This is a genomic window from Mesorhizobium sp. J428, from assembly GCF_024699925.1.
In the GTDB taxonomy this organism is placed as follows: domain Bacteria; phylum Pseudomonadota; class Alphaproteobacteria; order Rhizobiales; family Rhizobiaceae; genus Mesorhizobium_A.
Window position 1 is genome coordinate 4,927,557 of sequence record NZ_JAJOMX010000001.1, and the last position, 20,501, is coordinate 4,948,057.

General features: G+C 65.0%; 18 protein-coding genes, 1 pseudogene and 1 riboswitch. Of the genes and pseudogenes, 9 read left to right on the forward strand and 10 right to left on the reverse strand.

Annotation, left to right across the window (positions count from 1 at the left end):
* Nucleotides 1–45 precede the first annotated feature (45 nt).
* The 7 genes from LRS09_RS24855 to LRS09_RS24885 all read left to right on the forward strand — a co-directional run bounded on the left by LRS09_RS24855 (nucleotide 46) and on the right by LRS09_RS24885 (nucleotide 6,884).
* Complete coding sequence (locus tag LRS09_RS24855) at nucleotides 46–1,197, forward strand: D-alanyl-D-alanine carboxypeptidase family protein (protein WP_257810307.1); 1,152 nt, start codon at nucleotides 46–48, stop codon at nucleotides 1,195–1,197.
* Between the two features lie 68 nt (nucleotides 1,198–1,265).
* Nucleotides 1,266–1,940 carry a dTMP kinase gene (tmk, locus tag LRS09_RS24860; RefSeq protein WP_257809711.1) on the forward strand — a complete coding sequence of 225 codons (675 nt, stop codon included), beginning with the start codon at nucleotides 1,266–1,268 and terminating at the stop codon, nucleotides 1,938–1,940.
* Nucleotides 1,937–2,989 (forward strand): DNA polymerase III subunit delta', encoded by a 1,053-nt coding sequence (locus tag LRS09_RS24865; protein WP_257809712.1) that lies wholly within the window; start codon nucleotides 1,937–1,939, stop codon nucleotides 2,987–2,989. Before tmk ends, LRS09_RS24865 begins: the two co-directional genes overlap by 4 nt.
* Before the next feature lie 73 nt (nucleotides 2,990–3,062).
* Nucleotides 3,063–4,607 (forward strand): methionine--tRNA ligase, encoded by a 1,545-nt coding sequence (gene metG / locus LRS09_RS24870; RefSeq protein WP_257809713.1) that lies wholly within the window; start codon nucleotides 3,063–3,065, stop codon nucleotides 4,605–4,607.
* A 4-nt stretch (nucleotides 4,608–4,611) separates the two neighbouring features.
* The gene (locus tag LRS09_RS24875; protein WP_257809714.1) at nucleotides 4,612–5,400 is read left to right on the forward strand and encodes a TatD family hydrolase; all 789 of its coding nucleotides are present in this window, start codon (nucleotides 4,612–4,614) and stop codon (nucleotides 5,398–5,400) included.
* Nucleotides 5,401–5,403: 3 nt separating this feature from the next.
* Nucleotides 5,404–6,219: an MBL fold metallo-hydrolase gene (locus LRS09_RS24880; protein ID WP_257809715.1), complete on the forward strand. Its 816-nt coding sequence runs from the start codon at nucleotides 5,404–5,406 to the stop codon at nucleotides 6,217–6,219.
* A 38-nt stretch (nucleotides 6,220–6,257) separates the two neighbouring features.
* Nucleotides 6,258–6,884, forward strand: a complete 627-nt coding sequence (locus LRS09_RS24885) for a hypothetical protein (RefSeq protein WP_257809716.1) — start codon at nucleotides 6,258–6,260, stop codon at nucleotides 6,882–6,884.
* Nucleotides 6,885–6,983: 99 nt separating this feature from the next.
* Here LRS09_RS24885 and LRS09_RS24890 read toward each other — a convergent pair whose 3' ends face one another.
* On the reverse strand, nucleotides 6,984–7,376 hold the full coding sequence (locus tag LRS09_RS24890; protein ID WP_257809717.1) for a GFA family protein: 393 nt from the start codon (nucleotides 7,374–7,376) through the stop codon (nucleotides 6,984–6,986).
* A 327-nt stretch (nucleotides 7,377–7,703) separates the two neighbouring features.
* Between LRS09_RS24890 and LRS09_RS24895 the strand changes: the two genes are divergently transcribed.
* Entirely contained in the window at nucleotides 7,704–8,456 is a 753-nt protein-coding gene (locus LRS09_RS24895; protein WP_257809718.1) for a sulfite exporter TauE/SafE family protein, read from the forward strand.
* 10 nt (nucleotides 8,457–8,466) lie between these two features.
* Here LRS09_RS24895 and LRS09_RS24900 read toward each other — a convergent pair whose 3' ends face one another.
* The 3 genes and pseudogenes from LRS09_RS24900 to LRS09_RS24910 all read right to left on the reverse strand — a co-directional run bounded on the left by LRS09_RS24900 (nucleotide 8,467) and on the right by LRS09_RS24910 (nucleotide 11,819).
* Nucleotides 8,467–9,558, reverse strand: a complete 1,092-nt coding sequence (locus tag LRS09_RS24900; protein ID WP_257809720.1) for a hybrid-cluster NAD(P)-dependent oxidoreductase — start codon at nucleotides 9,556–9,558, stop codon at nucleotides 8,467–8,469.
* A gap of 16 nt (nucleotides 9,559–9,574) precedes the next feature.
* Nucleotides 9,575–10,822 (reverse strand): annotated as a pseudogene (locus LRS09_RS24905) (aromatic ring-hydroxylating dioxygenase subunit alpha).
* A gap of 112 nt (nucleotides 10,823–10,934) precedes the next feature.
* Nucleotides 10,935–11,140: riboswitch (cobalamin riboswitch) on the reverse strand.
* Nucleotides 11,141–11,210: 70 nt separating this feature from the next.
* Nucleotides 11,211–11,819, reverse strand: a complete 609-nt coding sequence (locus tag LRS09_RS24910) for a DUF922 domain-containing Zn-dependent protease (protein WP_257809721.1) — start codon at nucleotides 11,817–11,819, stop codon at nucleotides 11,211–11,213.
* Nucleotides 11,820–11,886: 67 nt separating this feature from the next.
* Here LRS09_RS24910 and mazG point away from each other — a divergent pair, with 67 nt between their 5' ends.
* A complete protein-coding gene (gene mazG, locus LRS09_RS24915) occupies nucleotides 11,887–12,711 on the forward strand; it encodes a nucleoside triphosphate pyrophosphohydrolase (RefSeq protein WP_257809722.1) in 825 nt (274 codons plus the stop codon).
* A 16-nt stretch (nucleotides 12,712–12,727) separates the two neighbouring features.
* Here mazG and hflX read toward each other — a convergent pair whose 3' ends face one another.
* The 6 genes from hflX to LRS09_RS24945 form a co-directional block, all read right to left on the reverse strand.
* Nucleotides 12,728–14,110, reverse strand: coding sequence for a GTPase HflX (gene hflX / locus LRS09_RS24920; RefSeq protein ID WP_257809723.1), 1,383 nt, complete (start codon nucleotides 14,108–14,110; stop codon nucleotides 12,728–12,730).
* Entirely contained in the window at nucleotides 14,111–14,350 is a 240-nt protein-coding gene (gene hfq, locus LRS09_RS24925; RefSeq protein WP_085465474.1) for an RNA chaperone Hfq, read from the reverse strand.
* A 154-nt stretch (nucleotides 14,351–14,504) separates the two neighbouring features.
* A complete protein-coding gene (locus tag LRS09_RS24930; protein WP_257809724.1) occupies nucleotides 14,505–15,365 on the reverse strand; it encodes a D-amino-acid transaminase in 861 nt (286 codons plus the stop codon).
* A 34-nt stretch (nucleotides 15,366–15,399) separates the two neighbouring features.
* On the reverse strand, nucleotides 15,400–16,776 hold the full coding sequence (trkA, locus tag LRS09_RS24935) for a Trk system potassium transporter TrkA (RefSeq protein WP_257809725.1): 1,377 nt from the start codon (nucleotides 16,774–16,776) through the stop codon (nucleotides 15,400–15,402).
* A 3-nt stretch (nucleotides 16,777–16,779) separates the two neighbouring features.
* Complete coding sequence (locus LRS09_RS24940; RefSeq protein WP_257809726.1) at nucleotides 16,780–18,141, reverse strand: sigma-54 dependent transcriptional regulator; 1,362 nt, start codon at nucleotides 18,139–18,141, stop codon at nucleotides 16,780–16,782.
* A complete protein-coding gene (locus tag LRS09_RS24945) occupies nucleotides 18,131–20,437 on the reverse strand; it encodes a PAS domain-containing sensor histidine kinase (RefSeq protein ID WP_257809727.1) in 2,307 nt (768 codons plus the stop codon). The genes LRS09_RS24940 and LRS09_RS24945 overlap by 11 nt, the downstream gene beginning before the upstream one ends.
* Between the last annotated feature and the right edge of the window lie 64 nt (nucleotides 20,438–20,501).

Below are 20,501 nucleotides of genomic sequence, written 5' to 3' on the forward strand. Positions count from 1 at the left end.
TCCGTGTCGGGGACAGGTGGAGGGAACGTGGTGACATCCAGCATCATGCGCGGCTTTTCGGCGGCCCTGGCCGTCGTCGTTTCGCTCGTTCTCTCGGCCGGAGCCTCCTTCGCGCAGTTCGAGACCAAGGCCGCGCGCGCCTACATGATCGACGCCGAGACCGGCACGACCCTCTATGCTAAGAATCCCGATGCAGCCTTCCCGCCGGCTTCGCTTGCCAAGCTGATGACAATGGAAGTCGTCTTCGACGCGCTCAAGTCCGGACGATACAGCCGCGAGACGACATTCCAGGTCAGCGAACATGCCTGGCGCACCGGCGGAGCGCCGTCGAGGACCGCGACCATGTTCGCGGCGGTCAAATCCTTCGTGCCGCTGGGCGACCTGATCCAGGGCGCAACGGTGATCACCGCCAACGATGCCTGCATCGTCATGGCAGAAGGGATTTCCGGATCGGAGGCGGGCTTCACCGAACAGATGAACCAGAGGGCCAGGAAGATCGGGCTGACGAAGTCTATCTTCGTCAATCCGACCGGCCTGCCGGCAGACGGCCAGTCGGTCACCGCGCGCGACCTCGTCACCCTCGCGCGCCATCTCTGGCAGGCCTATCCCGAGTTCTATCCGCACTATTCTCAGCCCGAATACAAGTGGAACAACATCAACCAGCAGAACCGCAACCCGTTGATCAAGCTGGGGATCGGTGCCGACGGGCTCGCCACCGGCTTCGCGGAGGAGGCGGGGTTCGGCATCGTCGCCTCGGCGGCGGGCGACGGCAAGCGGCTGTTCCTCGCCATGAGCGGCATGTCGAGCGACAAGGAGCGCGTGGACGAGGCGCGCAAGCTGATCGAATGGGGTATGCGCGCCTTTCGCAAGATCGACATCTTCGCGGCCGACGAAACGGTGGGCGAGGCGAAGACATATGGCGGCGAGAAGGCGCGCGTCAGGCTTTCCGCGCACGGCCCCGTGTCCATGCTCGTGCCGACGGAGAATCGCGACAAGGTGATCGCGCGCATCGTCTACGAAGGACCGGTCGAAGCTCCGGTCGAGGCCGGACAGCCGGTCGGCAAGCTGAAGATCTGGGTCGGCGACATGCTGACCCAGGAGACGCCGCTCTACGCCGCCGAATCGGTGGGCGTCGGATCGCTGTGGCGGCGGACCCTCGACGCGCTCGAGGAACTGGCGATCGGCTGGCTGCGCTGATGCCGGTGGACCTTTGGGGCCGGGGCGAATAAACGCTTGGACCTGTTATCCGGCACGACGGTGGATTCTTGGCGCGCGGACTTTTCGTGACATTCGAAGGCGGTGAGGGGGCCGGCAAGTCGACGCAGATCGTGCGACTGGCCGAGGCACTGCGCGCCGAGGGGAGGGAGGTGCTGGTGACGCGCGAGCCGGGCGGCTCGCCCGGCGCGGAAGCGGTTCGCCACGTGCTGCTCTCGGGTGCTGCCGAGACCTTCGGCCCGGCGATGGAGGCGATCCTGTTCGCCGCGGCGCGCTCCGACCATGTCGAGCAGGTGATCCGTCCCGCCGTCGAGAAGGGCACGATCGTGCTCTGCGACCGCTTTCTCGATTCATCGCGGGTCTACCAGGGCGTGACGGGCAATCTCGACGCCGGCTTCATGCGCGCGCTGGAAGCGGTCGCGATCAACGGGATGATGCCCGACCTGACGGTGATCCTCGACCTCGATCCAGCGCTCGGGCTGGCGCGGGCCGCCGCACGACGCGGCAATGAGACGGCCGACCGGTTCGAAAAGGAGACGCTCGACATCCACGAGTGGCGCAGGCGGGCCTTCCTCGACATTGCGGCGCGCGAGCCGGAGCGCTGCGTCGTCGTCGACGCGTCCGCGCCCGCCGATCGCGTGGCCGCGGACATTGAACGCGCAGTCCGCGCGCGCCTGATCGGCGAGGACGCGGCGCAGGCAAAGCGGCAAGGGCAGGGTGCATGAGCGAACGTCTCGCGCCCGAACAGGCCGACAGCCTGCCCGACGTGCCTGAGCCGGCCGAGAACCCGCATCTGTTCGGCCATGCGGAGCATGCCGCCCATATCGCCGGCGCCTACCGGACCGGCAAGCTGCATCACGCTTTGCTGCTGACCGGGCCGAAGGGCATCGGCAAGGCGACCTTCGCCTTCCATATTGCGCACCACCTCCTGTCGCACCCGCGCGGCGAGGATGCGCCCGAGACGTTCGGCCAGCCCGATCCTTCGAGCTCGCTGGCGCGGCAGGTGGCGAGCGGTGCGCATCCCGCGGTGCTGCATCTGACGCGGCCCTATGACGAGCGGGCGAAGAAGTTCAAGAGCGCCATCACCGTGGACGAGGTGCGCCGTGTCGGCCGCTTTTTGTCGCTGCGGGCGCATGACGACAGCTACCGCGTCGTCATCGTCGACCCGGCCGACGAGATGAACCGCAATGCGGCGAATGCGCTGCTGAAGAGCCTGGAGGAGCCGCCGGCGCGCGCCATCTTCCTGCTGGTCTCGCATTCGCCGGGAGGCCTGCTGCCGACCATCCGCTCCCGCTGCCAGGTGCTGCGTCTCGCGCCGCTGTCCGAGACGGAGATCGGCTCGGTGCTCAATTCGTTCGGCACCGGCCTGCCCAACGCTCCGGAGGCGCGCCGCGCGCTGCTCGACCGCGCCGGCGGCAGCGCCAGGCAGGCGATCCTGCTTGCGGAGCACGGCGGCTTCGACATCACCGAGGCGGCCGACCAGTTCGTCGGCAAAGCGCGGCGCGATCCGCTGGACGCCTACAGGCTGGCCGACGCCGTGACCGGGCGCGACCAGACGGTGACCTTCGAGATCCTCAACGACCATCTGCTCGAAAAGGTCGCGCGCGCGGCCACCGACGCCGCGGCGCAAGGCGAGGGAAGACGGGCCGCGCGCCTCGCCGAACTGTGGTACGAGGCCAATTCGACGATCCGCGAGACCGACACCTACAATCTCGACAAGCGCCAGCACGTCGTCGGGCTGCTCAACCGCATCGGCGACGCATTGAGCCGGTAGGGCTATCCGGGATAGCAATGCGCCGACCTATGCGCTATCTGACCGCGCAGTGACCGAAGCCCAAGCGTCCCCCATGCCAAAAGAAAAATTCTATCTCACGACACCGATCTTCTATCCGAACGGCAAGCCGCATATCGGCCATGCCTATACGGTGATCGCAACCGACGCGCTGGCGCGCTTCCAGCGCCTCGACGGCAGGCAAGTGTTCTTCCTGTCGGGAACGGACGAGCACGGCCTGAAGATGCAGCAGACGGCCGAGAAGGAAGGCGTGACGCCGCAGGAACTGGCCGACCGCAATTCGGCGATCTTCCGCACCATGGAAGAGACGCTCGGCGCCTCCAACGACGATTTCATTCGCACGACCGAGGAGCGCCACAAGCGCGCCTGCCAGGCGATCTGGCAGCGCATGGCCGACAATGGCGACATCTATCTCGACCGCTACAGCGGCTGGTATTCGGTGCGCCAGGAAGCCTATTTCGACGAGAGCGAGACGACCGTCGGCGAGGATGGTGTGCGCCGCGAGCCGCTGGGCTCGCCCGTCGAGTGGAATGAGGAGGAGACCTACTTCTTCCGCCTGTCTGCCTACCAGGACAAGCTGCTCGAACTCTACGAGAGCCAGCCCGATTTCGTCGGCCCTGCAGAGCGGCGCAACGAGGTGATGAGCTTCGTCAGGTCGGGGCTGAAGGATCTGTCGGTGTCGCGCTCGACCTTCAAGTGGGGCGTGCCGGTGCCCGGCGACGACAAGCATGTGATGTACGTCTGGGTCGACGCGCTGACCAACTACATCACCGCGGCCGGCTTCCCGGACGAGAGCAACCCGCGCTGGGGCTTCTGGCCGGCCGACGTGCACATCATCGGCAAGGACATCGTGCGGTTCCACGCCGTCTACTGGCCGGCCTTCCTGATGTCGGCCGGCATACCGCTGCCCAAGCGCGTCTACGCGCACGGCTTCCTGTTCAACCGCGGCGAGAAGATGTCGAAGTCGGTCGGCAACGTCGTAGATCCGTTCTCGCTGGTGGAGCATTACGGGCTCGACCAGGTGCGCTACTTCTTCCTGCGCGAGGTGCCGTTCGGCCAGGACGGCAGCTACAGCCACGAGGCGATCGTCAACCGCACCAATGCGGACCTGGCGAACGGCATCGGCAACCTCGCCCAGCGCTCGCTGTCGATGATCGCCAAGAACTGCGGCGGCAAGGTTCCGGCACGCGACCTGACGGACGACGACCGCGCCGTGCTCGCCGAGGCCGACAAGGCGCTCGTCCAGGCCCGCCGCGCCATGGGCGAACAGGCGATACACCAGGCGCTCGCAGGTGTAATCGCGGTGGTGAGCGAGGCGGATCGCTATTTCGACCGCCAGGCGCCATGGGCGCTGCGCAAGACCGATCCCGCGCGCATGGAGACCGTGCTGTGGACCACGGCGGAAGCCGTGCGCCGCATCGCCATCATGCTGCAACCTTTCGTGCCGGGCTCGGCGGCCAAGCTGCTCGACCTGCTGGCCGTGGCGCCGGACAAGCGCGGCTTTGCCCATGCGGGCGACGCCAACGCGCTCGTTTCCGGCACGCCGCTGCCGGCGCCGGCGGGCGTGTTTCCACGTTACGTCGAGGCGGCGGGCAACTGATCGGATGCTGGTCGACAGCCACTGCCACCTCGATTTTCCGGACTTCGCTTCCGAGTGCGCGGACGTGATCGCCCGCGCCAAGGAAAACGGCGTCGGCGCAATGGTGACGATCTCGACGCGCGTGCGCCGCTTCGACGAGATCCGCGCCATCGCCGAAACCTATCCCGAGGTCTGGTGCTCCGTCGGCACGCATCCGCACAATGCAGGCGAGGAAGACCGCATTTCGGCCGGCGAACTGGTCGCGCTGTCGGCGCATCCGCGCTGCGTGGCGATCGGCGAGGCCGGCCTCGACTATTTCTACGACCATGCGCCGCGCGAGGCGCAGGCGAGGGGGTTCCGCACCCATATCGAGGCCGCGCGGCGCACCGGTCTGCCGCTCGTGATCCATGCGCGCGACGCGGATGCCGACGTCGCCGCGATCCTGGAGGACGAGACGGGGAAGGGCGCCTTCCCCTTCCTTCTCCACTGCTTCTCCTCCGGCGCGGACCTCGCCCGCACCGGCCTGCGCCTCGGCGGCTATATCTCCTTTTCCGGCATCCTGACCTTCCGCCGCTCCGACGAGCTGCGCGCGATCGCCCGAGAAGTGCCGCGCGAGAGGCTGCTGGTCGAGACCGATGCGCCCTATCTGGCGCCGACGCCGTATCGCGGCAAGCGCAACGAGCCGGCCTATGTGCACCACACCGCCGAGGTGCTGGCCGAGACGATCGGCGTGACGGTGGACGAGATCGAGCGCATCACGACGGACAATTTCTACCGGCTCTTCTCCAAGGCCGTCCGGCCGGCGGCGGCCTGAGCGATGGCGGACCGGCTGCGCCTCACCATCCTCGGCTGCGGTTCGTCGCCGGGCGTGCCGCGTATCACCGGCGACTGGGGCCAATGCGATCCCGACAATCCGAAGAACCGCCGCCGCCGCGCTTCGGCGCTGGTGGAGCGCATTTCCGCGCGCGGCACGACGCGCATCGTCATCGATACCGGCCCCGATTTCCGCGACCAGATGCTGACCGCCGGCGTGACGCGTCTCGACGCGGCAATCTACACCCATCCGCATGCTGACCACATCCACGGCATCGACGACCTGCGCGGCTTCGTCATCGAGCAGCGCCGCCTGATGCCGGTCTACGCAGATGCGCCGACGTCGCTGCGCCTGATGGAGGCTTTCGGCTACTGTTTCGTGACGCCGGAAGGCAGCTCCTATCCGCCGATCCTGAAGCATGTGCCGATCGAGCACGGCGTGCCATTCGAGATCGCAGGCGAGGGCGGTCCGATCACGTTCGAACCCCTGCCCCAAATCCATGGCGACATCATCTCGCTTGGCTTCCGCATCGGCAACCTGGCCTATTGCGCTGATGTCAGCGGCTTCACCGGCGCCACGCCCGAGCGGCTGAGAAACCTCGACTGGCTCGTCATCGACGCGCTGCAGTATCGGCCGCATCCGAGCCATCTGTCACTTGAACAGGCTTTGCAATGGATCGACCGGCTCGACCCGAAGCGCGCCGTGCTGACCCATATGCACACGCCGCTCGACTACGACACCGTGCGCCGCACGACGCCGGACCATGTCGAGCCGGCGTTCGACGGGATGACGATAGAGCTCGATCTCAACGATACCTAGATTCTGGGTCCTAATCCGATGGAATCGGAACTTGCGCGATGATGCAGGGAGACGACAGGTTACCGATTGTGGAGTTTCTCTCTCGGACGATCGGACGTTTCACCGACACCCGCCCGAGAAGCGAGAAGGAACTGAAGAAGGGTTTTCTGATTTCGCCTTCAGCCTGCGACAACGCAGTGTCTGTGGAGGGCCGCGTAACCTGGAGACACTACACATACCAGATCGAGATCATGTTTCGAATCGATAATGCGGAGTTCAAGCGACTCCAAAAACGCTTTTTTGACACGTACTCACCGGGCCAAAAGCCTCAACAGCTGTCGATGATTTTCATAAGTTTCGATCATGCGGCTGGACTCAGCGGCTCCAAGATTGCCCCGCTTATTCACGACGCGGAGACCCAGGCGGCAGCATTCCGACATATCGAAGCGAATTGCCAAACCGTCTTCGAATGGGTCCGCTCATTCGCAAACTCCAACGAAGCGCTTAGACTCTATAGCGAACACGTGTGGCTTCGGGCTTCCTGGTATCCGTTGGTATTTTACGTCCTGATCAGTTCGGTTCACGGCAAGAAAGCCGCTGTCGACTATGCGAGAAACCTTGGCGCAAAGGAACTACCTCGAATGATGGCGGAAATGGCTGAGTTTCTCAGGGTCGAGCAGCCGTAAAGCCGGCCCTCGCTGCAGAGGCATAAGTTCCATAATCTATCTTATGCGATCGTCCGATGCGGTGGTGAGCAGCCGTCGAACGGCACCGTTCACGCCACCCTACTCCTCAAACCGACCGGTGCCGTCGCGATCGCGCTCGTATCGTCTCGTGACCGGAAACGGCGGCAGCCAGGATTCGCGGCGGATGGTCCACAGTTCGTAGGTCGGCAGGAATTGGTCGGGCGCGTCCAGCGATCCCAGGCTCACCTCGACCTCGTCGCCGGTGCGGGCAAAGACGGACGAGCCGCAGCGCGGACAGAAATGCCGCCCGGCATAGTCGCGGGTCTCGCCCTCGATCGTCACCGCATCCTGCGGGAAGATCGCGGACGCGTGAAAGAGCGCTCCGTGATGCTTGCGGCAATCCAGGCAATGGCACAGCCCGACGCGGTATGGGCGCCCTGACGCCACGATCCGAATGTCGCCGCACAGGCAGCCCCCCGTGAATCGCTCCATGCTGCGTCTCCATCTCGAACTGCCGGAAGGAAGGATGCACCTCTTTGGACCTCGACGGAAGCTTGTTCACCCAACAACCTGTGTCAGACTGCCGAATATTTCAGATATAAACCGCTGTTTTTGCAATGAAAACTGAATTTCACCCGGGCGATTTCGGCTCTTCGTCATAGCCTAGGATTTTTATGCTCAATCCGCCTCGAGACGGAAAATCGCCCGGATTTGCGCCACGGCATGGGAAACGCTATTCGGGCAGGACAGACTGTGCGGAGAGCCCGCTCCTGTTCAGTCCTTCGATGCTCAACGACCACCCTCGCCTGCGATGAATTGATGGACTGGACCACGGCGGTAGTTCTGGCAGGCGCTGCGGCCGCGGGCTTCGCGCAAGGCGTCTCCGGCTTCGCCTTCTCGTTGGTGTCGCTGTCGATCTGGGTCTGGGCGATATCGCCGCAGCTCGCCGCGCCCATGGCCGTCTTCGGGTCGCTGGCCGGCCAGTTGGTGACCTTGCCTTGGGTCTGGCGCGGCTTCGACCTCGTGCTCCTCATGCCGCTGGTCATCGGCGGTCTTCTCGGCGTGCCGCTCGGTATCTTCCTGCTGCACTGGCTCGACCCGAACCTGTTCAAGCTGGCGCTGGGCATTTTCCTGCTGATCTATTGCCCACTCACTCTGCTGCTGCCGCATGACTTCCAGTTGCGCGCGGGCGGCCGCTTCGCCGACGCCGCCGCCGGCTTCATCGGCGGGGTCATGGGCGGACTGTCGGGCGCGTCTGGCCCGATCCCGACGCTGTGGACCACGTTGCGCGGTTTTGCAAAGGAGACGCAGCGCGGCGTGCTGCAGGCGTTCAACATCGCCATGCACGTGGCAACGCTGACCGGATACGCCCTCGCCGGCACGATCAACCAGGATACGCTCGGCATGTTCGCCCTTATCGCCCCGGCGCTGGCGATCCCGGCGGTCCTCGGCGTGCAGGTGTTCCGCCGCATGCCGACGCCGGCGTTTCGCCGGCTGGTCCTGCTGCTCCTGGTCCTCTCCGGTATCGTCCTGTTTTCGGGCAGCGTCCGCGCCTTTCTCGGATCGCTGTAGCCGCGCGCCCTCAGGCTTCGATCTGGACTGTGCCCAGCGGCCGCGAGCAGCAGGCCAGGATATAGCCGTCGGCGATCTCGTCATCGAGGATGCCGCCATTGTGCTGCATGTCCACCGGACCGTCGCACTTGACCTTGCAGGTGCCGCACAGGCCGAATTCGCAGGCCGCCGCGATCCTGACGCCGGCCGAGCGCGCCGTCTGGAGAACCGTCTGGCCGGACAGGCAGGACGCCTCGACACCGGAAAGGCTGAAGGTGATGGGCGTCGCCTCTGCAACCGTGCCATCAGCCGGTGCGGCGACGGGGGGCGCCTCTTCCCCGGCCGGCGCAGCGAAGCTTTCCTGATGATAGCAGGCCATGTCGAAGCCGGCATTGTCTAACATTGCGCGAACCGCCTGCATGAAGGGCTCGGGGCCGCAGCAGAACACTTCCCTGTCCCGGAAATCCGGCGAGAGCAGTGGCAGGCGCACCGCGTCGATGCGGCCCATATGGCCGAACCAGCTCTCGCGGCTCGACCGTTCCTCGATCAGGAAGCCGAGCGACAGGCCGGGCATCCGGCTGCCGAGAAGCTCGAGTTCCTTGCGGAAGATAATCTCTTCCGGCCGCCGCGCGCAGTTGACGAAGGCGACGTCCGTCCACGGCGCGCAGTCGTTCAGCCAGCGCAGCATCGACATCATCGGCGTGACGCCGGAGCCCGCCGATATCAAAAGATATTTGGCTGCGGGGTGGCGATGGAGCGTGAAGTCGCCGGCGGGGCCATAAGCCCTCAACAGCGAACCCGGGCGGACATTCTCGAACATCCAGCGCGTGCCCAGGCTGCCCGGCTGCGCCTTGACGGTCACCGCGATCGAGAACGGCCGCGACGGGCTCGACGACAGCGTGTAGGTGCGCATCAGCGGCTCTTCGCCGACCGGGAGCTCAAGCGTGACGAACTGCCCGGGCTGGTACCGGAACCAGGTCTGGTTGTCCGATCGAAACGTGAACGTCTTCACCTCCGGTGCCTCGTCCGTCACGCCGATGCATTCCAGCGTCTGCAGACGGTCGTTCCAGGGCGTCATCTCGTCGAGATGACGATAGAGGGACGGGGCGGCGAAGGCGTTCATGGTCCCCTCCCCGTGCTCAGGCGACGCTGCGCAGCGCAGGCTTGCCGCTGCCGGAGAGACGCGGCTCGATAAAGGCGCGTTACCACTCGACGAACTGCATCACGCCGCCCTCGTGGTCCGGCGAGTAAGGTCCCGGCTCGTAGGCGGGCGACTTGATGCCGAAGGCGTTCTCCTCGACGATCCGCCGGTCCTGGTCGTTGGTCTCGGTCCAGACATGGGTGAGCTCGGCAAGATCGTAGTCGACGCCTTCGACCGCGTCCTTGTGGACCAGCCATTTGGTCGTCACCGCCGTTTCCGTGGCGCTGATCGGCAGCACGCGGAAGGTCACGGCGTGGTCGCCCAGGATGTGGTTCCACGTTGTCGGATAGTGGTAGAGCAGCAGCGAGCCGATGCGGTCGGTCGATACGTCGTCGGACAGGTTTTTCCTGACCGCGCGTCTGCCGGTCATCGTGTAGCTGACCGCGTCGCGCAGCAGCGGCACGCGCGTGGTGCGGTACTGGCCGTCATCGGCGATGGTGAAGCGGCTGGGCAGGCCCGCCGCCTCGCAGCGCTGCCAGTGTCCGACGATCTCGGGATCGCCTTCCGCGCCCTGCACGCCGGTGACAGTCGGGGCCTCAGGGAAGGTCTTGCACAGTTCGGGATGATTGCCGGCGCAGTGATAGCACTCGCGGTTGTTTTCCCAGACGAGCTTCCAGTTGCCCTTCTCGACGATCGTGCTCTCGAAGGCGACCTTGGCCTCGGTGAGCCGATGCGGCTTGAAGAACGGCTCGACGGTCGCGCGGAAGGGGGCAAAATCGGCAGGTTCTTCGGCAAGACAGATGAAGACATAGCCGCCAACCGTCTCGCAGGCGACCGGCTTCAGCGAGAATTGCGACGGATCGAAGTCCGGTCCCATCTGGCGCGCGAAGAGCAGTTTTCCGTCGAGATCGTAGGTCCACTGGTGATAGGGGCAGACGAGCCGCGCCGAAGCCCCCTTCCCGCCCGGACACACCCGGCTGCCGCGGTGGCGGCAGGAATTGTGGAACGCCCTCACCTGCCCTTGCCGGTCGCGCACGATCACCACGGGATAGTCGCCGACCTGCAACGTCACATAGTTGCCGGGCTTCGGGATCTCGCAGTCATGCGCTGCGAACAGCCAGTCGCGATACCAGATCAGTTCCAGATCGACCTGGAAATAGTCCGGATCGGTGTAGAACGGCTGCTCGAGACTGTAGCCGTCGCGCCGGTTGCGCAGGCGGCGCAGCATGTCGTTGCGGATATCCATGTCCTGTCCTCGCGGTCCAAGGACTGAACTGGTGGTGATTTCAGGGAAGAGCATCCGCGCACGGCATTGCCGGGCACGAAGATCTGCCGCTTGACCGCCCACCGCGATCAGTCGAGTTCATCATGTCCAGGGCTGGTTTCCGGGCTTCGGAGCCGTCCTGTCGGACTGTCTCGACACCTTCCCGGGTTCGGCACCCAGTGGTCTCCCGTCGAGACGTTCAGCTCCGCTACCGTTGCGGGGGCAGCGCCGGCCTTTCACCGGCTTCCCAATTCTCCGGCGCGTTCATCGCGCGCCGGCACCTCGGACACGCTGATCTAAGCACCACCGCTCGATTCCGGGCCGCAGGAAAGCGACATCCACGGGGCAAAAGGCGACAGGACGATGCGGGCTACTTCGCCGAGATCAGGGCGCGGTCGTATTTGAACTGCTGGCCGCCGTCGCCGAACCAGCTCGCATCGAAGCTCGCCTGCTTGCGCTCGTGCCATGCCTGGGACGAGGTCGCCTGCCGCTTCCCCTGCTCCACCATCCCGGCGCATTCCCGGCGCGCATCGCCTTTCAACCGCAGAATGTCGCGCTCGACGCGCCTTGCATATTCGAGCGCGATGTCGCGGTGGCGCTTCTCGTGCCGCCACAGATGCGCTTCGAAAGCGGCCCACGCCTTGCGCACGGAAGCGCTCCCCTTCCCTGTCCACTTCGGGATCCGGTAGATGAACGCGATGTGCACATCGAGGCCGGTCACGACGCACCGGGTTCCGCTGACGCCGGCCTTGATGCCGCGCACGTCGAAGGTCATGCTGGTCGTTGCCACCTTGTGGTCGCGCTGGCCGGTGAGCTTCGGCCCTTTCCTGGCGATCTGCGCATAGATTTCCTGGCCGGTGCGGCCGCTCACCGTGTAGTGGATGGTCTTCTCGCTGTAGGTGACTTTGGCGGCCGAGTCGGACAGGCTCGGGGCCGCCAGGAGGACACCAAGGGCGATTGCTCTCAGGCTGGACTTCACGCGTCGTGGTCTCCCGGCTGACCGGGAGATCCGGTGCGCCGAACCAAATTATTGCGCGTGTGGACAAATGCAACCGTCGAGAGATATCGCCCGCCTCATCGAGATCATGGCCGCGCTGCGGACGCCAGGCACGGGCTGCGCGTGGGACCTGGAACAGACCTTCGCGACCATCGCGCCCTACACGGTCGAGGAGGCCTACGAAGTCTCCGACGCGATCGCGCGCAACGACCTGACCGACCTGCGCGACGAGCTCGGCGATCTGCTTCTCCAGGTCGTATTCCATTCCCGCATCGCGCAGGAGGCGGGCGAATTCGAGTTCGGCGACGTCGTCACCGCGATCACCACCAAGATGATCCGCCGTCACCCCCATGTCTTCGGCGATGCGGAGGCACGCGCGGCCGGCTCCGCCAAGGGCCAGTGGGACCGCATCAAGGCCGAGGAGAAGGCAGAGAAACGGGCGGCACGCATTGCCCGCGGCGAGAATCCGGAGGACCACGGGACGGGTTTCCTCGACGGGATTCCCGTCGCCCTGCCCTCGCTCACACGCGCGTTGAAGCTGCAGCAGAAGGCGGCGACGGTCGGCTTCGACTGGGGCGCGGCAGCGCCCATCCTTGACAAGATCGAGGAGGAGATCGGTGAGTTGCGCGCCGCGATGGCCGCCGGACGGCAGAGCGAGATCGCGGAGGAGTTCGGCGACATCCTCTTCGCGGTCGTCAATCTTGGCCGCCATCTCGACGTCGATGCCGAGGCCGCGCTCGCCGGAACCAACGAAAAATTCCGCTCGCGCTTCCATTTTGTGGAAAAGGCGCTTTCCGACGCGAAATCAAACCTGAATGATGCATCTCTTCAAGAGATGGAGGAGCTTTGGCAAAAGGCAAAGGAAAGGTCATAATAGGCTGATTCAGCACCTATTTCTGCCCGACCTTCGCGTTAAATTCGGCCAGCGCTGCAGGTGTTGCGCGAAGTTCGAGCGTTACCGACCCGTCATCATTGTCTTTTCGGGACTGGATCGCCGCGTTGCGGTAGAGCCAGTCGATCGAGCCGAGCTGCTCCGGCGCGAGGACAATCGTGGCGAGCGTCAGCGCGCCGGATATCCGCGCCTCCATCAGGTCCAGCAGCTGCGAAATGCCTTCGCCGGTGACAGCGGAGATCGCGATGGGCGGTTCCTTGTCCGGCGCGCGGCCCTCTTCGAGCAGGCGATGCCGGGTGCCCTCTTCCAGCAGGTCGATCTTGTTCCAGACCTCGATCACATGGCGGCTGTCCGATGCGTCGACGCCGAGATCGCCGAGAATGCGCTCCACGTCCTCGGCCTGAGCTGCGGTGTCGGGATCGGAAATGTCACGCAGGTGCAGCACGAGATCGGCCTCCACCACCTCTTCCAGGGTGGCGCGGAAGGCCGCGACCAGATGGGTCGGCAGGTCGGAGATGAAGCCCACCGTGTCGGAAAGGATGACGATCGTCCCGTGCGGCAGCCGCACCCGGCGCAACGTCGGGTCGAGCGTAGCGAACAGCATGTCCTCGGCCAGCACCCCTGCCCCGGTCAGCCGGTTGAACAGGGTGGACTTGCCGGCATTGGTGTAGCCGACGATGGCGACGATCGGATAAGGCACCTTCTTGCGCTTTGCTCGGTGCAGCTCGCGCGTGCGCTTGACCGTTTCCAGTTCGCGCTTCAGCCGCAGGATCTTCTCCTGCAGGATGCGCCTGTCGGCCTCGATCTGGGTTTCGCCGGGGCCTCCGAGGAAGCCCGCGCCGCCGCGCTGGCGCTCAAGGTGCGTCCAGCTGCGGACCAGCCGGCCCTTTTGATAATTCAGATGCGCGAGCTCTACCTGGAGCGAACCCTCCTTGGTGCGGGCGCGCCTGCCGAAGATTTCGAGGATGATGCCGGTGCGATCAAGCACCTTGGCCTTCAGTTCCTTTTCGAGGTTGCGCTGCTGCACCGGTGTGAGCGGGTGGTCGACGATCACCAGCTCGGCCTTCTTCTCCGCCACGACGGCCGCGAGGTCCTCGATCTTGCCGCTGCCGATCAGCGTCGCGGGACGCGGGTCGGCAACCGTCACGATTTCGGTGTGGACGGGTTCAAGGTCGATCGCGAGCGCAAGCCCGACTGCCTCATCATGCCTGGCTTGGGGAGAGCGCGACAGTCTCGGGCGAGAAAGCGAATCACCGCCCTCATCAGTGCGCGGATGACGCGTCAGCACCGGCACCACGACCACAGCGCGGCCAGTGCTTTCGGGAACAGCCTCCGCGGGTCCGGCTTTGCGGCCCCGCGGCTTGTCGCCGGTTTCGCTCAATCAGGCGCCTTCTTCGCCGTCGAACATCTGCACCGGCTGGCTCGGCATGATCGTGGAGATCGCGTGCTTGTAAACAAGCTGCGAATGTCCGTCACGGCGCAGCAGAACGCAGAAATTGTCGAACGATGTCACGACGCCCGTAAGCTTGACGCCGTTGATCAGGAAGATGGTCAGGGGGTTTTTGCTCTTGCGAACCGAGTTAAGGAACAGGTCCTGGAGGTTCTGCGATCGTTCCGCCATTTTTCTTATCTTTCACCTTGCCCGCAAGTTCACCGACAGTAGCACCGAACAAGACCGGGCTTGTCAAGCGTCGCGGACCTGAATCCGGCGCATGGCAACCCTGCGTTTCGGTGGGGAACTCGACATCGAGCCATGAGGGCTCTGGATGCGGTTATCAGGCCGGAGTCTTTTCCGCAACGTCAAAAAACGCCTGCCGCAGCGATTGGACGACCGAGCCCGGATGGCCATTGGCGATCGGAGACCCGTCTACCTCCACGACCGGCATCGCGATGGTGGTGGCGGAACTGATGAAGGCTTCGCGGGCAGCCTTCGCCTCGGCAACGGAGAAGCCGCGCTCCTCGATCCTCAGCCCCAGTTTCGCGGCGACCTCGAACAGGGTGGTGCGCGTGATGCCGCGCAGGATGCCGTGCTCCGCAGGCCTCGTGACCAGGCAACCGTCCTTGGTTATGATCCAGGCGTTCGACGACCCGCCTTCCTTGACGTTGCCGTCGGCGTCCACGAACCACGCTTCCTGCGCGCCGGCCTCCTTCGCTGCCTGCTTGGCAAGCACGTTGGGCAGCAGCCCGACAGACTTGATGTCGACGCGATCCCAGCGGTTTTCCGGCAGGGTGATCACCTTGATGCCCGTCTCGGCGCGCCTGGCGGCAAGAGCCGGATCGACTTTCTTCGCAGTCACGACGACGGCCGGGACGGTGTCTTCCGGGAACACGAAGTCCCGGCTGGCCACCCCCCGCGTCACCTGCACATAGACTAGGCCGTTTTGGACGCCATTGCGGGTCACCACCTCGCGCATGACCATCACCAGCGCGGAGCGATGCATGGGCCAGCCGATCCGCAGCTCGCGCAGCGACCGATCGAGCCGGTCGAGATGGCGCGTCATGTCCATGAGGTTTCCGCGCGCGACCTCGCAGACTTCGTAGACCCCATCCGCGAACTGGTAGCCGCGGTCCTCGATATGGATAGCGGCGTCCCGATGCGGAACATAGCGGCCGTTGACGTAGGCGATGCGAGGCATTGTTGCTCCTTGGAGGGGTTGGAACGGCCGGTGATCAGAAGAATTCGAGGCTGACGCGGAACATCTGTTCCACCTGCCGGACCTCGTTCGCCATAGCGAAGATCACAACGCGATCCTTTGGTTTGATCCGCATGGCGCCATCCGGCTTCAACACCTGCCCGTCGCGGTAGATCGCGCCGATGCGCATGCCCGACGGCAGGTCTGCGTCTCGCAGCTGCGGACCGACCAGGGGCGAGGTTTCCAGCGCTTCCGCCTCGATGATCTCGGCAGCCCCCTTCTGGACGCTGTGGACGGCCCGGATGCGCCCGCGCCGCACATGCTGCAGCACACGTGAGATCGTCACGTTGCGGGGGTTGATGTAGGCATCGACGCCGATGGTCTTGGTGAGGTCGTGGTAGGACGGATTGTTGATCAAGGCGAGGTTCGACTTGCAGCCGAGCCGCTTGGCCATCACGCTCGACAGGATATTGACCTGATCGTTGTTGGTCAGCGCCACCATCAGGTCGGCCGCCTCGATGTCGGCCTCCAGCAGCAGCTTTTGGTCGAGCGCGCTGCCATGCAGCACGACGGTCTTCCGCAACTGGTCGGCGATGGCAATCGCGCGCTCGCGCGTGTTCTCGATCAGCTTTACGCGGGTGCGGATCTGCCGCTGCTCCAGCGCCCTGGCCACGTAGAGGCCGATATTGCCGCCGCCGGCAATGACGATCCGCGACGCCTCGGTCTCCTCGTGCCCAAACAGACCGAGCGTGCGGCGCACCTGGTCCTTGGTCGTCACGACATAAGCGAGGTCGCCCGCGAGCAGCTGGTCGCTGGAATGCGGCACAAAGAGCTTCCCATTGCGGCTGACGCCGACGACGGTCGACGGCAGGTCGGGAAACAGCTCGCTCAACTGGGCGAGCGGCGTATTGATGACCGGGCATTCCTCCAGGCACTCGATCGCGACCATGGCGACCTTACTGTCGGCGAAGCGCACGACATCGGTCGCGCCGGGCAGCGCGATGCGGCGCAGCACCATTTCGCCCACTTCGAGCTCGGGTGAGATCACCACGTCGATCGGCAGGTGCTCGCGCGAGAACAGGTCCTGGTAGTGCGGCCGCAGATAGGACTGCGAACGGATGCGCGCGATCTTGGTCGGCACGTTGAACAGCGAGTGCGCGACCTTGCAGGCGATCATGTTCACTTCGTCGTAGAGCGTGACGGCGATGACCATGTCCGCCTCGGCGGCGCCCGCGGCCTCGAGCACGTCCGGATGCGCGCCGTGGCCGACAATGCCGCGCACGTCGAGCGAATCGCGGATCGCGCCGATCAGCTCGGGCGAGGTATCGATGACGGAGACATCGTTGCGCTCCGCCGCCAGGCGTTCCGCGATGCCGTATCCTACCTGTCCAGCACCGCAGATGATGACGCGCATAGATCAGACTCCGAGCGACTTCAGCTTCCGGTGAAGCGCGGAGCGTTCCATACCAATGAACTCGGCCGTGCGCGAGATGTTGCCGCCGAAACGGTTGATCTGCGCGATGAGATATTCCTTCTCGAAGAGTTCGCGGGCCTCGCGCAGCGGCAGGGCCATGATGTGCTGGTCAGACTGGTTCGGGGCTCTTGGCATCACGTCGCCGATCTCCGCCGGCAGAAGGTCCGCCGTGATCGGTGCGTCGACGTCGTCGCCGCGCGCCAGGATCATCAGGCGCTCGACATTGTTGCGCAGCTGGCGGACGTTTCCGGGCCAGTTGTGCGCCTGGAGCACGGCCATCGCATCGTCGCCCATGCGACGCGGCTTGATGCCGGCCTGGGCGCCGACAATCTCCATGAAATGGTGCACCAGCAGCGGAATGTCCTCGCGCCGCTCGGACAGGCCCGGCACCGGAACCGGCACGACGGCGAGACGGTGATAGAGGTCCTCGCGGAAGCGCCCGTCGGCGATCATCGCCTCCAGATTGTGGGCGGTCGACGAAATGATGCGCACGTCGACCTTGACGCGCTTCGTGCCCCCTACCCGCTCGAACTGCTGGTCGACGAGGACGCGCAGGATCTTGTTCTGCGTCTCGCGCGGCATGTCGGCCACCTCGTCGAGATAGAGGATGCCGCGATGGGCTTCCTCCAAAGCGCCGATCTTGCGCTCGACGCCGTTCGCCTCGGTGCCGAACAGCTCGATCTCCATCCGTTCCGGCGTCATCGACGCGGAGTTGACGGAAACAAAAGGCCCGCCGGCGCGGGCCGAATGGGCGTGTATCGCGCGCGCCACCATCTCCTTGCCGGAGCCGGAAGGCCCGATGATCATGACGCGGCTGTTGGTCGGTGCGACGCGCTCGATCGTCTGGCGAAGCTGATTCATCGCCGTCGAGGTGCCGATCAGGTCGAAGGTGTCGCCGGTGCGCCGCTTCATGTCCGAAACCTCGCGGCGCAGCTTCGACGTTTCCAGTGCACGCTCAGCGATCAGGATAAGGCGATCCGCCTTGAACGGCTTCTCGATGAAATCGTACGCGCCGCGCCGAATCGCCGACACCGCGGTCTCGATATTGCCGTGGCCCGAGATCATCACGACCGGCAGCTCGGGATGGATCGCCTTGATTTCGTCGAGCAGGGCAAGGCCGTCGAGACGCGAGCCCTGCAGCCAAATGTCGAGAAAGACGAGGCGGGGCATCCGGTCCGAGATCGACGCCAGCGCGCTGTCAGCATCGTGCGCGATGCGCGTTTCATGGCCCTCGTCGCCGAGGATGCCGGCCACGAGTTCGCGGATGTCCTGTTCATCGTCAACGATCAGGATGTCAGACGCCATTTTGCACCTTCTCCGCTTGCTGTTCGCCCTCGGCCCGTTTCACGGTTCGGGAGCCGGCCTGCGCCGCGCCGACGCCCGGAAGAATCATCCGAATCAACGCGCCGCGGCCGCCATGGAAATCGGCCGGCGCGTCATGCAGTTCGAGCCGGCCGCCATGGTCCTCGACGATCTTCTTGACGATAGCGAGGCCGAGGCCGGTGCCTTTTTCGCGCGTCGTCATATAGGGCTCGAGCAGCCTCTGCCGGTTCTCGCGCGGCAGGCCCTTGCCGTTGTCCATGACGTCGACGGCGATGAAGCCCTTCGCCTGCACAGCCCGGATGCGAATGACGCCGGGCTCGCCTTCGGGTCTCTCGCCCGCGTCGATCGCCTCGGCAGCGTTCTTGATCACATTGCCGAGCGCCTGGCCCATCAGGCGGCTGTCGAACGTGCCGACGAGCGGCTGATCTCCGAACTGACGTTCGAAGACGATGTCGGACCGGCTCACCTCGACGAGGAAGGACGCCTCGCGCAGCGCCTCGCGCAGGTCCATCTGCTGCATCGCCGGTTTCGGCATGCGGGCGAAGGCGGAGAACTCGTCCACCATTCTGCCGATATCGCCGACCTGGCGGATGATGGTGTCGGTGCACTGGTCGAAGATCTCGCGATCCTCGACGATCACCTTGCCGAAGCGGCGGCGGATGCGCTCGGCTGAGAGCTGGATCGGCGTCAGCGGGTTCTTGATCTCATGCGCGATTCGGCGCGCGACGTCCGCCCAGGCCGTCGAGCGCTGCGCCTGGACGAGGTCCGTGATATCGTCAACGGTGACGACATAGGATTTCGGGCCGTCGCGCTCCTCGCTGCCTTCCACGGTTATCTGGACGTTGAAGGTGCGCTCTGCACCGGCGCGATAGAACGTCACCTGCTCGCGATAGACCGGTCGCGAGGAATCACGCGCGATCTCGAAGACACGGCCGATCTGCGGCAGCACGACGGAGATGTTCTTGCCGATGGTGGCCGCGAGCGGCAGCGCCAGCATCGTTTCGGCGGAACGGTTAACGATCGTCACCAAGCCTTCGGAATCGACTCCGATGACGCCGGCCGTCACGCCCGCGAGAACCGCCTCCGAGAAACGACGCCGTTCGTCGATCTGGTCCTTGGCGCCCAACAACTCGTTGCGCTGTGACTTGAGCTCGGTCAGCATCGTGTTGAAGGTCTGCGCGAGATAACCGACATCGCCGTCGGACGAGCGCACGGGCACCTGCACGTCGAGATTGCCGGTCGCGACCTCGTCGGCCGCCCCAATGAGCTGGCGCACCGGCCGCACAAGGCGGTCCGCCACCGCGATGCCGGTCCAGATCGCCGACATGACGATGACCAGTGTCAACCCGAGATAGAGCAGCGCGAAGGCGATCTGGGTCGCCGTGCGGTTTTCCTCCAGCCCGCGATAGGCGCCGGCATTCGCGCGCACCAGCTGTCTGGCGCGGATGACCTCCTGGTCGACCTCGCGGACGGTGAAGAGGTAGGCTTCCGGAATCTGCCTGAGCTTGATGATCGCGCCGACGATGTTGCGTATCCGCGGCTCAATCAGCACAGGCTGGCCGTCGGCCGCGGTCTGGACCGCCTCGATCGGCGGATCCGGAAACTCGACGTCGCTCTGTGTCGCTGCCTTCATCATGATCGATCCGTCGGATCGGATGAGGGCGGCGTGTTCAAGCGCCCTGCCCTGCGCCTGCTGCGTCAGCAGCGCCTCGAAGCGGAGGCGATCGAGATTGTAGAGCGTGCGGTTGTTGTCGAGGTCGTTGGCCATCGACAGCGTCGTGCCCTGCAGGTTGCGCGCGTTTTCCCGCACATAGGCATCGGCGATCGACAGCGACGAGTTGATGATCGTCTTGGTACGGATGTCGAACCAGCGATCCAGGCCGACGTCGAGCGTGATCGAGGCGACGATGGCCACCAGAATCGCGGGCAGCGCCGCCACCAGCGCAAACATGGCAACGATGCGCACATGCAGCCGCGCGGCCGCCTTGCCGATGCGCCGCGCCATCAGGATGCGATGCGCCTCGCGACCAATCAGCGCCAGGAGCACCAGAATGAAGGCCGCGTTGATGGCGATGAGAACGAGCGTCGTCTGACGGGTCGGTTCGATCGACGTCAGGCCCATCAGGATGACGAAGGAGATCGCCGCTGATGCCAGCGAACAGACAACCGTGACGATGCCCGGCCATGCGAGCAGGCGCCGGCCATCAGCCGGTTGCGCGGCGGGGACGGCCACGGGAAGCTCTGCTCCCGATATGGCGGGGTCCACGGCTTGGTTCATGTGAGGTCGAGCAGCATGGTCTGCGTTGCAGCTATGCAACGCATTGTGGCGATTCTGCAACAAT

Bases quoted from the DNA above. Each gene is read 5' to 3' on its own strand.
- mazG (WP_257809722.1), top strand. From the start codon at position 11,887: ATGCAACCGTCGAGAGATATCGCCCGCCTCATCGAGATCATGGCCGCG.
- LRS09_RS24875 (WP_257809714.1), top strand. From the start codon at position 4,612: ATGCTGGTCGACAGCCACTGCCACCTCGATTTTCCGGACTTCGCTTCC.
- hfq (WP_085465474.1), bottom strand. From the start codon at position 14,350: ATGGCGGAACGATCGCAGAACCTCCAGGACCTGTTCCTTAACTCGGTT.
- LRS09_RS24900 (WP_257809720.1), bottom strand. From the start codon at position 9,558: ATGAACGCCTTCGCCGCCCCGTCCCTCTATCGTCATCTCGACGAGATG.
- LRS09_RS24930 (WP_257809724.1), bottom strand. From the start codon at position 15,365: ATGCCTCGCATCGCCTACGTCAACGGCCGCTATGTTCCGCATCGGGAC.
- LRS09_RS24895 (WP_257809718.1), top strand. From the start codon at position 7,704: ATGGACTGGACCACGGCGGTAGTTCTGGCAGGCGCTGCGGCCGCGGGC.
- LRS09_RS24880 (WP_257809715.1), top strand. From the start codon at position 5,404: ATGGCGGACCGGCTGCGCCTCACCATCCTCGGCTGCGGTTCGTCGCCG.
- LRS09_RS24855 (WP_257810307.1), top strand. From the start codon at position 46: ATGCGCGGCTTTTCGGCGGCCCTGGCCGTCGTCGTTTCGCTCGTTCTC.
- metG (WP_257809713.1), top strand. From the start codon at position 3,063: ATGCCAAAAGAAAAATTCTATCTCACGACACCGATCTTCTATCCGAAC.
- LRS09_RS24890 (WP_257809717.1), bottom strand. From the start codon at position 7,376: ATGGAGCGATTCACGGGGGGCTGCCTGTGCGGCGACATTCGGATCGTG.
- trkA (WP_257809725.1), bottom strand. From the start codon at position 16,776: ATGCGCGTCATCATCTGCGGTGCTGGACAGGTAGGATACGGCATCGCG.
- LRS09_RS24885 (WP_257809716.1), top strand. From the start codon at position 6,258: ATGATGCAGGGAGACGACAGGTTACCGATTGTGGAGTTTCTCTCTCGG.
- LRS09_RS24945 (WP_257809727.1), bottom strand. From the start codon at position 20,437: ATGAACCAAGCCGTGGACCCCGCCATATCGGGAGCAGAGCTTCCCGTG.
- LRS09_RS24865 (WP_257809712.1), top strand. From the start codon at position 1,937: ATGAGCGAACGTCTCGCGCCCGAACAGGCCGACAGCCTGCCCGACGTG.
- LRS09_RS24940 (WP_257809726.1), bottom strand. From the start codon at position 18,141: ATGGCGTCTGACATCCTGATCGTTGACGATGAACAGGACATCCGCGAA.